The following is a 13,890-nucleotide window of genomic DNA, read 5'->3' on the forward strand; positions in this document are numbered from 1 at the left end:
AAAAAAGCAAAACGCCGGGTTCAAGACCCGGCGTTTTGCTTGGCATGTGGGGTGTCCCACAGTAAGACTCAGCGCCCTGCCCTACCCCTGCAACTCCCCCCGCCCGCGGAACTCCTCCAGGGCCTCCGGATTGGCCAACGCCTCCACGTTCTTCACCGCTTCGCCGTGCACCACGTTGCGCACCGCCAGTTCCACGATCTTGCCGCTCTTGGTGCGCGGGATGTCCTGGACCTGCACCACCCGGGCCGGCACGTGGCGTGGGGTGGTGTTCTTGCGGATCTGGTCCTTGATGCGCTGGATCAGGGCGTCGTCCAGGGTGGTGCCTTCCTTGAGGCGCACGAACAGCACGACGCGCACGTCGCCCGAGCCTTTCGGCCAGTCCTGGCCGATCACCAGGGCTTCGAGCACTTCGGGCAGCTGTTCGACCTGGCGGTAGATTTCGGCGGTGCCGATGCGCACGCCGCCGGGGTTGAGGGTGGCGTCCGAGCGGCCGTAGATGATGAGGCCGCCGTGAGCGGTGATCTCGGCGAAGTCGCCGTGGCACCAGGTGTTGGGGAAGCGTTCGAAGTAGGCGGCCCGGTACTTGGCGCCGTCGGCATCGTTCCAGAAGCCGACGGGCATGGCCGGGAAGGGCTTGAGGCAGACGAGTTCGCCCTTTTGCTCCCGGATCGGGGCGCCGGTGTCGTCGAGGACGTCCACCGCCATGCCGAGGCCCCGGCACTGAATTTCGCCGCGCCACACCGGGCCGATGGGGTTGCCGAGGACGAAGCAGGAGAGGATGTCGGTGCCGCCGGAGATGGAGGCGAGCTGGAGGTCTTCCTTGACGTCCCGGTACACGTAGTCGAAGCCTTCGGCCACCAGGGGGCTGCCGGTGGACATCATGGCTTTGAGGGCATCGAGCGTGTGGGTCTGCCGGGGCTTCAAGCCGGCCTTGGCGATGGCATCGATGAACTTGGCCGAGGTGCCGAAGTGGGTCATGGCCTCGGCTTCGGCGTAGTCGAACAGGAGGGTGCCGGCTACGCCGTCCTTGCCCGGGGCGAAGGGGCTGCCGTCGAAGAGCAGCAGGGTGGCGCCGGAGGCGAGGCCCGAGACCAGCCAGTTCCACATCATCCAGCCGCAAGTGGTGAAGTAGAACACCCGGTCATTGGGCTGCACGTCGTTGTGCAGCTGGTGCTCTTTGAGGTGCTGGACCAGGGCGCCGCCGTGGCAGTGGACGATGCACTTGGGCACGCCGGTGGTGCCTGAGGAGAACATGATGAAGAGCGGGTGATCGAAGCCGACCCGGTGGTAGGTGGGGGCTTCAATCCCCAGGTGGGGAGCGGTGAAGTCGGCCAGGGGGGCGCCGTTGGCGATGGCGGCCACGTCCCCGGCCCCGAGGGCCGGGTTGAGGTAGGGCACGACCACGGTTTTCACCACGGTGGGCAGTTTGGCGGCCACCTCGGCGTTCTTGGCCAGGCAGTCCACGGCCTTGCCGTTGTACCAGTAGCCGTCGACGCAGACGAAGACCTTGGGTTCGATCTGGCCGAAGCGGTCGAGGACGCCCTGGACGCCGAAGTCCGGGGAGGCGGAGGACCAGATGGCGCCGAGGGCCGTGGTGGCGAGCATGGCCACCAGGGTTTCGGGCAGGTTGGGCAGGAAGCCGGCGACCCGGTCGCCGGGGCCGACGCCGGCGGCGATCAGGCCGGCCTGGAAGGCGGCGACCTGGCGCACCAGCTCCATCCGGCTGACCCGGCGCTTGACCTGGGATTCGCCCCAGAAGACGAGGGCGTCATCGGCGTTGGCGGGCAGGCCGGCGAAGTTGAGCAGATTCTCGGCGTAATTGAGCTTGGCCGTGGGGAACCAGCGGGCCCCGGGCATGCGCTCGCCGTTTTCCAGCACCGGACCGGTGCCCTTGTCGCCCACCACGCCGAGTTCATCCCACACCAGGTCCCAGAAGGCGGCGGGGTCGTCCACCGACCATTGCCACAGGGCATCGTAGTCGGTCAGGGGCCGGCCGGCCCGGGTGCTGGCCGGGGTGAGGAAGCGGTGCAGCAGGGTCCCCGCCATGCGGGCGGGGGTGGGGGTCCACAGGGGGGCGGTGGGGGCGGAAAGGGTGTCATCCCGGGTCATGTCGTGTCTCCAACGTTCTTATGGTGTGCTGCCACGGCCGGCGGAAACGACGGGGTGCAAAACGACGGGGACGGCGGCCGGCGCGCCGCCCCGGGCTCTCAGTAGCTCAATGGCTCAACGGTTCACGGGTTCAAACGCCCGAACGCGGGAACGCTCAGGCCGCGAGCAGGGTGCGCAGTTCATCGGGGATGGGGGCGGATTTGCCGGTGGCGGTGTCCATCCACACCACTTTGGATTCGCCGGTGGCGTAGAGCGTTTCGTCGCCCTTGATGCGCAACTCGTACCAGGTCATGACGCTGGAGCGGCCCGGGTCGCCGGCGTAGAGCTTGACCTCCACGGTGCCCGGGTAGGTGAGCGGTGCGAGGAAGGTGCAGTTGGCAGTGATCACCACCGGGGCGGCGCCCATGGGCAGGACCTTGTAGCCCAGGGCTTCGAGCCATTCGACCCGGGCCTGTTCCATGTAGCGGAAGTAGATGGTGTTGTTGACGTGCTGGTAGGCGTCCATGTCCCCCCAGCGGATGGGGATCTCGGTGGTGAGGACGAGTTTCTTCAAAGTCTCCATAATGGCGTGTTTTCCTTTGGTTGGGCTGCCCCCTTGGTCTTGGGAGCGAAATGTTTATAATGGCCGACCATACGATAGCGTATTGAATCAAAACCCACAATCGGCGGGGCTTGAGCGGCGTTTCGGGGGGATTTCGGGCGAGAGTCCGGAGCGCACCTGCCGCTAAGAACAACACCGCACAGGACACCACGGAAAGGACAACAGGTATGGAACGGGAATCGATGGAATTCGACGTCGTGATCGTGGGGGGCGGCCCGGCAGGTCTGGGCGCTGCGATCCGGCTCAAGCAACTGGCAAACGAAAAGGGCCAGGACGTTTCCGTCTGCCTGATTGAAAAGGGTGCCGAGGTCGGCGCCCACATCCTTTCCGGCGCCGTCATGGACCCCCGGGCCCTGACCGAGCTGATCCCGGACTGGAAGGAACAGGGCGCGCCCCTGAACGCCCCGGTCTCGGAAGACCGCTTCTACATCCTGTCGGAAACCGGCGCCACCAAGGTGCCCAATTCCCTGCTGCCCGGCTGTTTCCACAACGAAGGCAACTACGTCATCTCCCTGGCCAACGTGTGCCGCTGGCTGGGCCAGCAGGCCGAGGCCCTAGGCGTGGAAATCTACCCGGGCTTTGCCGGCGCCGAGGTGGTGTACAACGCCGACGGGTCGGTGAAGGGTGTGGCCACCGGCGACATGGGCATCCTCAAGGATGGCTCCCACGGCCCGGCCTACCAGCCCGGCATGGAACTGCACGGCAAATACGTGCTGTTCGCCGAAGGCTGCCGCGGCCAGCTGGGCAAGGAACTGGAAGCCAAGTTCAACCTGCGCGACGGCGTCGAGCCCCAGCAGTACGGCATCGGCATCAAGGAGTTGTGGGAGATCAAGCCCGAGAACCACCAGCCCGGCCTGGTGGTGCATACCGGCGGCTGGCCCATGGACAACGCCACCTACGGCGGCGGCTTCCTCTACCACCTGGAAAACAACCAGGTGGCCGTCGGCTACGTGGTCGGCCTGGGCTACGAGAACCCGTTCCTGTCGCCCTTCGAGGAATTCCAGCGCTTCAAGACCCACCCCACCATCCGCGGCTTCTTCGACGGCGCCAAGCGGGTGGCCTACGGCGCCCGCGCCATTGCCGCCGGCGGCCTGCAATCCCTGCCCAAGCTGGTGTTCCCGGGCGGCGCCCTGATCGGCTGCGACGCCGGCTTCCTCAACGGCTCGCGCATCAAGGGTTCCCACTGCGCCATCAAGTCCGGCGCCCTGGCTGCCGAAGCCGCCTTCGACGCCCTGGCCGCCGGCCGCAGCAGCGATGAGCTGGCCGCCTACCCGGAAGCCTTCAAGAACTCCTGGCTGTACGAGGAGCTGTACCGCGCCCGCAACTTCAAGCCGGCCATGAGCAAGGGCCTGTGGACCGGCGCCCTGCTGTTCGGCATCGACCAGAAGCTGTTCGGCGGCAAGGCGCCCTGGACCCTGCACCACAGCGGCCCGGACCACGCCAAGCTGAAGAAGGCCGCCGAGTGCCAGCCGATCGCCTACCCCAAGCCCGACGGCGTGCTGACCTTCGACCGCCTGTCCTCGGTGTTCCTCTCCAACACCAACCACGAGGAAGACCAGCCCTGCCACCTGCGCCTGGCCAACCCCGCGGTAGCCATCGAGGTCAACCTGGCCCTCTACGACGCCCCCGAGCAGCGCTACTGCCCGGCCGGGGTGTACGAGATCGTGCGCGAGGCCGACGGCTCCAACCCGCGCTTGCAGATCAACGCCCAGAACTGCGTGCACTGCAAGACCTGCGACATCAAGGACCCGACCCAGAACATCACCTGGGTCGCCCCCCAGGGCGGCGAAGGGCCGGTCTATCCCAACATGTAAGTTTGTGGGGCCGCGACAGTCCGAGTCACCGGAGCCACCGGAGTCACCGGACTGTCACAAACCTGCAATACAATCGCCGTCCTCTCGAGGACGGCTTTTTTATGAAGATTTTTCCGGCACATCTTTCGCGGCGGCGCCCGATCCGCTTGATTCTCGCCGCCCCCGCCCTGCTGCTCGGCCTGGCCGCCCTGCATGCTGGCCCGTCCTTCGCCGAGGGTGCGCCGGTAGTCCAGCCGACGCCGGAAAGCGGTAGCGCCACCATGCCCGAGGCCTGGAACGCCTATTTCCAGACCACCTACATCTGGCAGAAGAAGCGCCATTTCTCGGCCCCCTACTCCGGCCCCCACAGCCTGCGCACCGACGGGGAAAAGAGCTACTCGTTCACCGCCACCGCCTTTCTCGGCCTGCGCCTGTGGCCGGGCGCCGAGGTCTACTACAACCCGGAAGTCTCCCAGGGCGTGCCGCTTTCCGAATTGCTCGGCCTGGGCGGCATGACCAACGGCGAAATGGCACGCACCGCCGGGCCGACCCTGACCGGCTACAACGCCCGGGCTTTCCTGCGCCAGACCATCAACCTCGGTGGCGAAACCGCCGGGGTGGCCTCGAGCGCCAACCAGCTGGCCGGCAACGTCACCGCCCGGCGCCTGGTGGTCACCGCCGGCAAGGTGGCGGTCGGCGACATCTTCGACGAGAACCGCTACGCCCACGACTCGCGCAGCGACTTCATGAACTGGTCGATCATCGCTCACGGCGCCTACGACTTCGCCGCCGACGCCCGGGGCTACACGGTGGGGTTTGCCGCCGAGTACTTCGACCCGGCCGGCTGGGCCTTGCGCGCCGGGCGCTTCGCCATGCCCCGGGAATCGAACGGCCTGCCCCTGGACCACAGCCTGATCACCCAGCACGGCGATCAGGTGGAGCTGGAGATCAACCACGAGCTGCTCGGCCGCACCGGCACCGTCAAGTTTCTCGCCTTCCGCAACAAGGCCAACATGGGCAGCTTCCGCGACGCCCTGAACCTGGCCGCCGGCAGCGGCAACGCCCCGGACCTGGCCCAGACCCGGGAAGCGCGCATCAAGACCGGCTTCGGCATCAACATCGAGCAGCCGATCAGCGACGACGCCGGGGTGTTCTTCCGCGGCAGCCGGGCCGACGGCAAGTCGGAAACCTACGCCTTCACCGAGATCGACAATTCCATCTCCGGCGGCGTGGTGCTCCAGGGCAACCGCTGGGGCCGGGCCGACGACCGCATCGGCGTGGCCCTGGCGCGCAACGGGCTGTCCCGCGACCGGCGCGACTACCTGGCCGCCGGCGGCCTGGGCTTCTTCCTCGGCGACGGGCGCCTCAACTATCGGCCCGAGCAGATCCTGGAAACCTTCTACGCCGCCCAGCTGTGCAAGGGCTTCGCCGTCAGCCTCAACTACCAGCACATCCGCAACCCGGCCTACAACGCCGACCGGGGCCCGGTGAACGTGGCGGCGATCCGCCTCCACGCGGAATACTGAGGAATACCGAGCCCCGAGGACCGGGCGCCCCGCGCGGGAAAACGCACGCATAGGGGGCGCAGAAAGCGGCGTTCCGTGAAATCACCCTCGCCAAACCCCGCGCCAGTCCTTGCGTTCCAGGCATGCCTTGCCGAGATTGGCTACTGGCGCGGCGTTTCACGGGTACCCCGTGGAGAATGGCGTCCCACCTAGGGTTTCAGCCATCACGACCGCACAAAACGGGGAAATAGCCAGATAGCCGGATCGCTGCCGCAGGCCGGCACCCGCCCCACGGGGCGGCCTGCCCATCGCTGCCCATCGCTGCCCATCGCTGCCCAAATCGGCGCCCAAGACAGAGCGAAGTAGCGGAGTGGCGCCAAACCCGGCGGCGCAAGCCCCGTCAGTCGTCATCCGTCGCAGCCGCCGGAGGGCGGACGCAACGGGGCGGCCCACCTTCCCGGCGCCCCGACAAACCTCAATGCCGCGTCTGTGCCGCCTCTTCCCGGGCGCGCTTGGCCTCGTCGAGCAGGTAGCGCTGGTAGTCCTCCAGGTCGCCGTCGAAGGGCCCGACGCCGCCCCGGGAGACCAGCCAGAATTCGTCGCACACGGCGCGCAGCAGGGCCCGGTCGTGGCTGACCAGCATCACCGTGCCTTCGAACTCGTTGAGGGCGACGCCGAGGGCTTCCCGGGTGGCCAGGTCCAGGTGGTTGGTCGGTTCGTCGAGGAGCAGCAGGTTGGGCCGCTGCCACACCAGCATGCACAGCACCAGGCGGGCCTTTTCGCCGCCGCTCATGGTGCCCACGGCCTGCTTGACCATGTCGCCGCTGAAATTGAAGGTGCCAAGGAAGTTGCGCAGTTCCTGCTCGCGCCCGGCCACCGGGCCACGGCCGGCGGCGATGGCTTCCTTGGCGAGGCGGGTCATGTGCTCCAGGGGCGTGTCTTGCGGCCGCAGCACGTCCAGTTCCTGCTGGGCGAAGTAGCCGATGTTGAGGCCCTTGCCCTCGGTGACCTCGCCGCTGATCGGTTGCAGGGCCCGGGCGATGGTCTTCACCAGCGTCGATTTGCCCTGGCCGTTGGCGCCGAGGATGCCGATGCGCTGGCCGGCGTGCACCGAGCGGTTAATGCCGCGCACGATCACCGTCGGCGGCGTGCCGGCCGGGGCGTCGTCCGGCGGCGGGTAGCCGATTGTGGTGTCGATCATCGACAGCATGGGGTTGGGCAGGTTGTCCGGCTCCTGGAATTCGAAGGTGAATTCGGCGTCGGCCAGCACCGGGGCGATCTTCTCCATGCGCTCCAGGGCCTTGACCCGGCTCTGGGCCTGCTTGGCCTTGCTGGCCTTGGCCTTGAAGCGATTGATGAAGGATTGCAGATGGGCGATCTTGTCCGCCTGGCGGGCCATGGCGGCCTGCTGCAGCACCATCTGCTCGGCGCGCATGTCCTCGAACTTGCTGTAGTTGCCGCCGTAGCGCACCAGCTTGGCGTTGTCGATGTGCAGGGTGACCTGGGTGATGGCGTCGAGGAATTCCCGGTCGTGGCTGATCATGATCAGGGTGCCCGGGTAGCGCTTCAGCCAGGCTTCCAGCCAGACCAGGGCGTCCAGGTCCAGGTGGTTGGTCGGTTCGTCGAGCAGCAGGATGTCCGACGGGCACATCAGGGCCCGGGCCAGTTGCAGGCGCATCCGCCAGCCGCCGGAAAAGCTGTCCACCGGGTTGTTCAGCTCCGAGACCTTGAAGCCCAGGCCGAGGATGAGGGACTGGGCGCGGGATTCGGCGTCGTTCTCGCCGGCGTCGTAGAGGGCCATGTAGGCCTCGGCCATGCGCATGCCATCCTCGCTGGCCTCGGCGGCCTGGACCTCGTTGCGGGCGGCGAGCAGGGTGGTGTCGCCGTCGATGACGAAGTCGGTGGCGCCCTGGTCGGTTTCCGGCATGTCCTGGGCCACCTGGGCCATGCGCCACTGGCGCGGGATGGCGTAGTCGCCGCCGTCCTCGTGCAGGGTGCCGTTGAGCAGGGCGAACAGGGTCGATTTGCCGGCGCCGTTGCGCCCGACCAGGCCGACCTTCTCGCCCGGGTTGAGGACGACGGAGGCCTTGTCCAGCACCACTTTGGAGCCGCGGCGCAGGGTGACGTTCTTGAGGGTGATCATGAGCGGAACATTCGGGAAGGCCGAGCATGATAGCCACCTTGGCCCGCCCAGTCCCGCGCGGCGTCGATAAACACGCTTTTTTGCCGCCGCAGCGTTTGATTGCACGGCCCCGGCAGGCCAGGCTGGACAGGTGCGAACGCTGGCCCGCGCGCCCTTGCCGGTCACTCCCCAAGGCCGCGTTCACCGCCCTGTTCAGGAGGCCCCCACTAACCACGGCCGCTGGCACCGCTTTCCGGGCAAACATGCGGCCCGGGCCACATGCCACGACCGAACCCCGCGCCAGTCCTTGATCTCCAGGCATACCCCGTGAAGATCGGCCACTGGCGCGGCGTTCCATGGGCACCCCGTGGAGAATGGCGCCCCGCCTTGCGATTAGGGCGATGCCCTTGCGGATTCCCAGTTGCAAATTCTGGGCCGCAGCTAGGTGCGTGCCGCGTGCCGCCTCCCGCTCCTCGTCTGCCGGCGGAGTCGCACAGCCCCCCGCCAGCCCCGTGACCGCGCCCTACCCTTCGTCCGGAATCTCCGGCTCCACCAGCTGGGCGAGCTGCTGCAAGGATTCCTGCCAGCCCAGGTAGCACATCTCGGCGGGAATCACGGCCGGCACGCCGGCCTGCTCGATCGTCACCTCGGTGCCGCAGAGCACCGCCCGCAGATCGACGGTCACCGTCATCTCCCCGGGCAGGTTGGGATCGTCGAAGTGGTCGGTGTAGCGCACCCGGGTGGGGGGCGTCAGCTCCACATAGCGGCCGGCGAAGGAATGGCGCTTGCCGCTGCCAAAATTGGTGAACGACATGCGGTAGCCGCCGCCGACCCGGGCATCCATGTCGTGCACCTGGCCGGTGAAACCGTGGGGCGGCAGCCACTTGGCCATGGCGTCGGGATCGAGAAAGGCCCGATAGATGCGCTCGGGTGGGGCGCGCAGCACCCGGTGCAGGCGGATGGTGCTGGTGGCGTTGCTGGCATTGCTGGGGGTAGGCATGGGCGTTTCTCCGTCGAGGAAGCGCGGGATGCGCCGCCAGGTGGGGTAAGAACCTTGGACGCGGCGCACGGACCTGCCGTTCGAAGTAAACGGGAACCCGCCAGATCAGGGTAGACGTCCCCATCCGATGAGGGAATACGGCGTGGCAGCAGCCCCCCCACACCCGGTTCACGCGGCCCACCCGGATCCTGCGGAGCCCTGTCGCCTGTTGCCCAGCCGATTGCTCCACCCGCTGCCCCGCCCAGCGGCACGAACGCAGGCAGACGCCATCAGTCGGAAAAACCGCCTTCCAGGCCTGCGGGCCCCCAGCGCAGCAGGGCCAGGGCCGGATTGGCCAGATCGGTGGCGCGCAGCGGACGGAACGTGCACACCGCCGGCAGGGGCACGGCGCAGGCAGCCGCGATGTCCTCCACTCCGCCCTCCACTCCCCCACCCTCCCGGCCCTTGCCTGCCGATGCCGCACCCTCAGCACCGGACAGGGCCTCCAGGCGCAGCCACAGGCTATTGGGCTCGGGCAACTCGTCCACCCGCCCCCACAGCACCCCGGCGGCAGGTGCCCCGGCGCAGGCCAAGGCCAGGCTCTGCAGCGGATCGGCGCTGGCGACGAAGCTGCCGTCGCCCTGCCAGCCCAGGGCGCGGGCCAGGGCGGCGAGCAGCTGGCTGGGCAGGGTCTGCATGAAGGTGAAGGGCAGCACCCAACCCTCGGCAAACTGGTCGAGGCCGGCGCCGATGGCGGCGGCGCTGCCGCGCACGCTGCTGACCCGCAGCCGGGCAGCGGGCGGCAGCGGGGCATACAACTGGGCACACAGTAGGGCGGACGGGCTGCTGGGCGTGCCGATAGGCGGATTGGCGGTCGAATCGGCCGACCCGACGCCCCCCCGGGCCGCCACATCGGCCATGCAGTCGAGGGCGCCGTAGAGGGCCAGTTCGGTCCACGTTCCGAGGCGGCGCGGGCGCTGGCCCAGGCGGGCCACCAGGCGCGCGTGCCAGTCTTCCGGCAGGCCGCAGCTGCGGCCGGTGATCTGCCATAGCCGGTGGCGCGGTGCGGGGGGATGAGCGCTCATTGCGCCGCCTCCTTGTCGCCCCGCTCGTCCCGCTCGTCCTGCTCGTCCAATTGATCCAGCACCAGGGCGGCGTGACCGCCGCCAAAGCCGAGGATCAGGGCCAGCACGTGGCGCGGCGGCGTGGCCGGGGGCGTGGCGCCGTCGGCCAGGGCGACGCCCCGGGCGGCTAGTTCGGGGTCGATGGGCCAGTCCCGGGGCGGCCGCACGCCCGCTTCCAGGCAGGCCGTGAGCAACGCCAGCTCGGCGGCGCCGGAGGCGCCCAGGGTGTGGCCCAGGGCGGCCTTGAGGGACACCAGGGGCGGCAGGGGGGCAAAGCGCTCGGTCAGCACGGCGGCCTCCACCGCGTCGTTGCCCGGGCTGCCGGCCGCCTGAACCTTGATCAGGCCGATGTCGGCGGCCTTACGGCCAGCCTCGGCCAGGGCCGTGTCGATGGCGCGCTCGATGGCCGGAGCCACGGCGCCGGCCGGATCGCTGCCATCCACCACCCCGGCCAGGCCGGAAACCGCCCAGCGGGTGGCGGCCGTGGCATGGCGGGTCAGGTACAGGGCGGCCACCGCCTCCCCCAGCACCAGGCCGTTGCGCGCGGCGCCGAAGGGCCGCGCCCCATCCGGCGAGAGCAACTGCATGGCGGCAAAGCCGGCCAGGGTGAAACGGTTGGGCAGTTCGACCCCGAGCACCAGGGCCGACGCCCAGGGGCCATTGACGAGCAGGTCCCGGGCGGCGGCCAAAGCGTTCATCGCAGAGGTGCACGCCGTGGCCACGGCAAACACCGGCCCCCGCCAGTCGAGCCAGGCGGCGATGCGCTGGGCGAATTCGTGGCAATCAGTGTCCGGTCGCGCGGCCAGGCCCTCCACGGCACCGACGTTGCTCGACGACGAGGCGACGAACAGGGGGCCGTCGCGGCCCTGGGGGCCGGCCTCGGCCACGGCCTGGCGCACCAGGCGGCGGGCCCGGGCGTACCAGGCGGCATCGCCGTCCCGGACATCGGCCGGGTCGGCCGGATCGGTGCAATCGGCAGGACGGGTGGAATCGACCGGAAAATCGGCCGAAAAATCGATCGGATCGTCAGGAATGGCCCGGTAGGGCCAGACCTGGGCATCGCTCCCCTCCCCCAGTGCGATGTGCGCCGTGGCGCCCGGGCGGCCGGCGGCCAGGGTCGCCAGGGCTTCGGCCAGGTTAGCGCCCAGGGACGACACCAGCCCGCGCCCGGCGATGTACAGGGGCGCCGGAGCCATGCTCGCAGGGGCGGCGGACAGGGCAGAGGTGGCGGAAGCCGGCATATCCCGCTGTCCCTCAGGCCAGGCTGGGCTCGGCGGCGGCAAGGCGTTCGGCGAGGTGCTCGGCCAGGGTGGCGAGGCAGGCCAGGGCGCGGCGGGTTTCCTTGCTGTCGGCCATACGCACGCCGTAGCGGCGCTGGATCGCCATGGAAATCTGCAGAGCATCGAGGGAATCCAGCTGGAGGCGGGATTCGGGGCCGAACAGGATTTCGTCCGGGGCGATGCCGCCAGCCGGCTCGGCCTTGTCGGCGGCATCGAGCACCAGGGTTTTCAGTTCAGGGATCAAGGCAGCAGTCATGACACGGTTTTCCGGCTGAAGAGAAAGCGCGCGGCCAGCAGCATGGCCGCGGCAAAAAGGGCCAGACGGCCGGTCTGGGGCAGCACCTGGACCAGGCCGCCGCCGCGCACCAGCGCTTCCACCAGCCCGTCCAGGGCCCAGTTCATGGGGGACAGGGCGGCCACCCGCTGCATCGCCGCGGGCATGATGAAGGTGGGCACCATGATGCCGCCCACCGCTGCCATGAGGATATTGATGACCGGGCCGATGGCGTTGGCCTGGGCATGGCTGCGCACCAGGCAGGCGACGCACAGGGCCAGGCCCACCGCCGCCGCGCTCACCGCCGCCAGGATGGTGGTCAGGGCGGCGATGCTGACCCCGGCCAGGGACAGGCCATCGCCCCCCAGCAGTGGCATCAGCCAGACGCCCACGGCCAGCATCAGCAGGGCCTGGACGGCATTCACGGCGAAATAGGGAATAGCCTTGGCCGCCACCTGGATGCCATCCGGCACCCCCAGGGCGGACAGGCGCAGCAGGGTGCCGTCGGCCCGCTCCTGCACCAGCAGGTTGGCCATGGCCGCCACTACGAAGAACATGCCGAAGATCAGCCAGGCCGGGACGCTGTGCTGCACCGCGGTGAGGCGCCCGCTCCTGCCGGCCTCGCCCGCTGCGCCGCCACGCTCGGTGGCGATGAAGCGGTCGATCTCCGCCGCCCCGGCCGGGGCCAGGCCCATGAAGCGCTCCATCAGGAACTGGGCGCGCACCTCCCCCACCAGGGCCGCCACCTGGGCGGCGGTGACGCGCTGCACGCCTCCGTCCAGGCCGGGCTCGGTGACCAGGCGCAGGGGCGGCGCCGCCGGCGCCTGGGGGGCGGCCACGGTGGCGGAAAAATCGTCCTCCACGACCAACACATACTTCAGCCGGTTGCCCGCCAGGGCGGCGCGCCAGTTCTCGGGCAGGGGCCGGGGCTGACCATGGCGTTCGGCCCAGCGGTCGACGAACACCGTGGCGGCAGCGCCCCGGTCGGCCTGGACGATGGCGTAGCCCAGGGTATCGGCGGGGGGGTTGTAGGCGTTCTTGAGGGCCAGGGACATGACCACGATGAACAGCAGGGGCATCAGGAACAGGGCCCCCAGGCCGTGCAGGTCGCGGCTCAGGGCGAGGAATTCCTTGCGGATCAGGGCGGCGAGCATGGTCAGTCGCGCAGGGTGCGCTGGGTCAGGGTGAGGAACAGCTGTTCCAGGGAGCACTCGCCATAGCGAGCCTGGCGCACCTCACCCCCGGCGGCAGCCACGGCGGCCAGGGCCAGGCCGGGATCGGCGCCCGCGACCAGATCGACGATGACCCGTCCGCCCTCTTCCCGCACCGTACCGAACGGCGCCAGGGCAGCGGCCAGGGTCGGGGTCGTCAGACCGGCGGCCTCGACGCGCAACTGGCGGGCGCCCTCGGCGCGCAGGTCGGCCAGGGGGGCGTCGCGCAGCACCTGGCCGTGGTCGAGGATGGCCACCCGGTCGGCGATGGCCTCGATCTCGTCCATGTAGTGGGAGGTGTAGATGATCGCCGCGCCGCCGTCGGCGAGGCGGCGCACGGCGTCGAGCAGGAAGGCCCGGGACTGGGGGTCCACGCCGACGGTGGGCTCGTCGAGAACGATCAGTTCCGGCTCGGGCAGCAGGGCAATGGCCAGGTTGAGGCGGCGCTTGAGCCCGCCAGAGAGGCGCGCGCCGCGCTGGCCGGCAAAGCGCTCCAGTTGGGCGAAGGCCAGGCAGGCGGCAACCCGTTCCCGCGCCCGGGCACCGCTCAAGCGGGCGGCGCCGGCGAAGCAGGCCAGGTTCTCGGCCACGGTCAGGGCGGGAAAGAAGGCGTATTCCTGGGGCGCCACGGCGATGCGGGTGGGAGCCTGGCGGCGCACCTCGGTCAGGGGCACGCCGTCGATGGCGATCGCGCCCTGCTGGATCGGCAACTGGCCGGACAGGTGGGAGATCAAAGTGGTCTTGCCCGCGCCGTTGGGGCCGAGCAGGCCCAGCACCGCGCCCCGCCCGGCGGCCAGGGACACCCCGGCCAGGGCCGGCGCGGAGGCGCCGGGATAACGGTAAGCCAGGTCGCAGACTTCCAGCATGGACGGCATGGGGAGGATCGCCCCGG

At 69.4% G+C, this 13,890-nt stretch carries 11 protein-coding genes; 2 read left to right on the top strand and 9 right to left on the bottom strand.

All coding sequences use genetic code 11. From position 1 onward, the window contains the following. Positions 1-81: 81 nt before the first annotated feature. Positions 82-2,109, bottom strand: coding sequence for an acetoacetate--CoA ligase (locus tag OTERR_RS09200; RefSeq protein WP_149425572.1), 2,028 nt, complete (start codon positions 2,107-2,109; stop codon positions 82-84). A 154-nt stretch (positions 2,110-2,263) separates the two neighbouring features. Further along, positions 2,264-2,671 carry an acyl-CoA thioesterase gene (locus OTERR_RS09205; RefSeq protein ID WP_054621726.1) on the bottom strand — a complete coding sequence of 136 codons (408 nt, stop codon included), beginning with the start codon at positions 2,669-2,671 and terminating at the stop codon, positions 2,264-2,266. 206 nt (positions 2,672-2,877) lie between these two features. Between OTERR_RS09205 and OTERR_RS09210 the strand changes: the two genes are divergently transcribed. After that, entirely contained in the window at positions 2,878-4,524 is a 1,647-nt protein-coding gene (locus tag OTERR_RS09210) for an electron transfer flavoprotein-ubiquinone oxidoreductase (protein WP_054621727.1), read from the top strand. A 101-nt stretch (positions 4,525-4,625) separates the two neighbouring features. After that, positions 4,626-6,029: a carbohydrate porin gene (locus OTERR_RS09215; RefSeq protein ID WP_149425573.1), complete on the top strand. Its 1,404-nt coding sequence runs from the start codon at positions 4,626-4,628 to the stop codon at positions 6,027-6,029. 454 nt (positions 6,030-6,483) lie between these two features. Here the strand turns inward: OTERR_RS09215 and OTERR_RS09220 are convergent, their stop codons facing one another. From OTERR_RS09220 to OTERR_RS09250, 7 genes are all read right to left on the bottom strand, one after another. After that, on the bottom strand, positions 6,484-8,151 hold the full coding sequence (locus OTERR_RS09220; protein ID WP_149425574.1) for an ABC-F family ATP-binding cassette domain-containing protein: 1,668 nt from the start codon (positions 8,149-8,151) through the stop codon (positions 6,484-6,486). Between the two features lie 502 nt (positions 8,152-8,653). Beyond that, positions 8,654-9,130: an SRPBCC family protein gene (locus OTERR_RS09225; protein WP_054621729.1), complete on the bottom strand. Its 477-nt coding sequence runs from the start codon at positions 9,128-9,130 to the stop codon at positions 8,654-8,656. Between the two features lie 269 nt (positions 9,131-9,399). Continuing rightward, positions 9,400-10,194 (bottom strand): hypothetical protein, encoded by a 795-nt coding sequence (locus tag OTERR_RS16025; protein ID WP_054621730.1) that lies wholly within the window; start codon positions 10,192-10,194, stop codon positions 9,400-9,402. Next, entirely contained in the window at positions 10,191-11,474 is a 1,284-nt protein-coding gene (locus OTERR_RS09235; protein ID WP_223115916.1) for a beta-ketoacyl synthase N-terminal-like domain-containing protein, read from the bottom strand. The genes OTERR_RS16025 and OTERR_RS09235 overlap by 4 nt, the downstream gene beginning before the upstream one ends. 13 nt (positions 11,475-11,487) lie before the next feature. Next, on the bottom strand, positions 11,488-11,769 hold the full coding sequence (locus OTERR_RS09240) for an acyl carrier protein (RefSeq protein ID WP_054621732.1): 282 nt from the start codon (positions 11,767-11,769) through the stop codon (positions 11,488-11,490). Continuing rightward, positions 11,766-12,941, bottom strand: coding sequence for an ABC transporter permease (locus OTERR_RS09245; RefSeq protein WP_149425575.1), 1,176 nt, complete (start codon positions 12,939-12,941; stop codon positions 11,766-11,768). Before OTERR_RS09245 ends, OTERR_RS09240 begins: the two co-directional genes overlap by 4 nt. A 2-nt stretch (positions 12,942-12,943) precedes the next feature. Beyond that, a complete protein-coding gene (locus tag OTERR_RS09250; RefSeq protein ID WP_246154095.1) occupies positions 12,944-13,873 on the bottom strand; it encodes an ABC transporter ATP-binding protein in 930 nt (309 codons plus the stop codon). Between the last annotated feature and the right edge of the window lie 17 nt (positions 13,874-13,890).

The sequence above is a fragment of the Oryzomicrobium terrae genome, from assembly GCF_008274805.1.
Taxonomy (GTDB): domain Bacteria; phylum Pseudomonadota; class Gammaproteobacteria; order Burkholderiales; family Rhodocyclaceae; genus Oryzomicrobium; species Oryzomicrobium terrae.

What these genes read in the sequence shown, in the direction of transcription:
- OTERR_RS09215 (WP_149425573.1), top strand. Translation starts at nt 4,626, where the DNA reads ATGAAGATTTTTCCGGCACATCTTTCGCGGCGGCGCCCGATCCGCTTG.
- OTERR_RS09250 (WP_246154095.1), bottom strand. Translation starts at nt 13,873, where the DNA reads ATGCCGTCCATGCTGGAAGTCTGCGACCTGGCTTACCGTTATCCCGGC.
- OTERR_RS09220 (WP_149425574.1), bottom strand. Translation starts at nt 8,151, where the DNA reads ATGATCACCCTCAAGAACGTCACCCTGCGCCGCGGCTCCAAAGTGGTG.
- OTERR_RS09235 (WP_223115916.1), bottom strand. Translation starts at nt 11,474, where the DNA reads ATGCCGGCTTCCGCCACCTCTGCCCTGTCCGCCGCCCCTGCGAGCATG.
- OTERR_RS16025 (WP_054621730.1), bottom strand. Translation starts at nt 10,194, where the DNA reads ATGAGCGCTCATCCCCCCGCACCGCGCCACCGGCTATGGCAGATCACC.
- OTERR_RS09225 (WP_054621729.1), bottom strand. Translation starts at nt 9,130, where the DNA reads ATGCCTACCCCCAGCAATGCCAGCAACGCCACCAGCACCATCCGCCTG.
- OTERR_RS09205 (WP_054621726.1), bottom strand. Translation starts at nt 2,671, where the DNA reads ATGGAGACTTTGAAGAAACTCGTCCTCACCACCGAGATCCCCATCCGC.
- OTERR_RS09245 (WP_149425575.1), bottom strand. Translation starts at nt 12,941, where the DNA reads ATGCTCGCCGCCCTGATCCGCAAGGAATTCCTCGCCCTGAGCCGCGAC.
- OTERR_RS09240 (WP_054621732.1), bottom strand. Translation starts at nt 11,769, where the DNA reads ATGACTGCTGCCTTGATCCCTGAACTGAAAACCCTGGTGCTCGATGCC.
- OTERR_RS09200 (WP_149425572.1), bottom strand. Translation starts at nt 2,109, where the DNA reads ATGACCCGGGATGACACCCTTTCCGCCCCCACCGCCCCCCTGTGGACC.
- OTERR_RS09210 (WP_054621727.1), top strand. Translation starts at nt 2,878, where the DNA reads ATGGAACGGGAATCGATGGAATTCGACGTCGTGATCGTGGGGGGCGGC.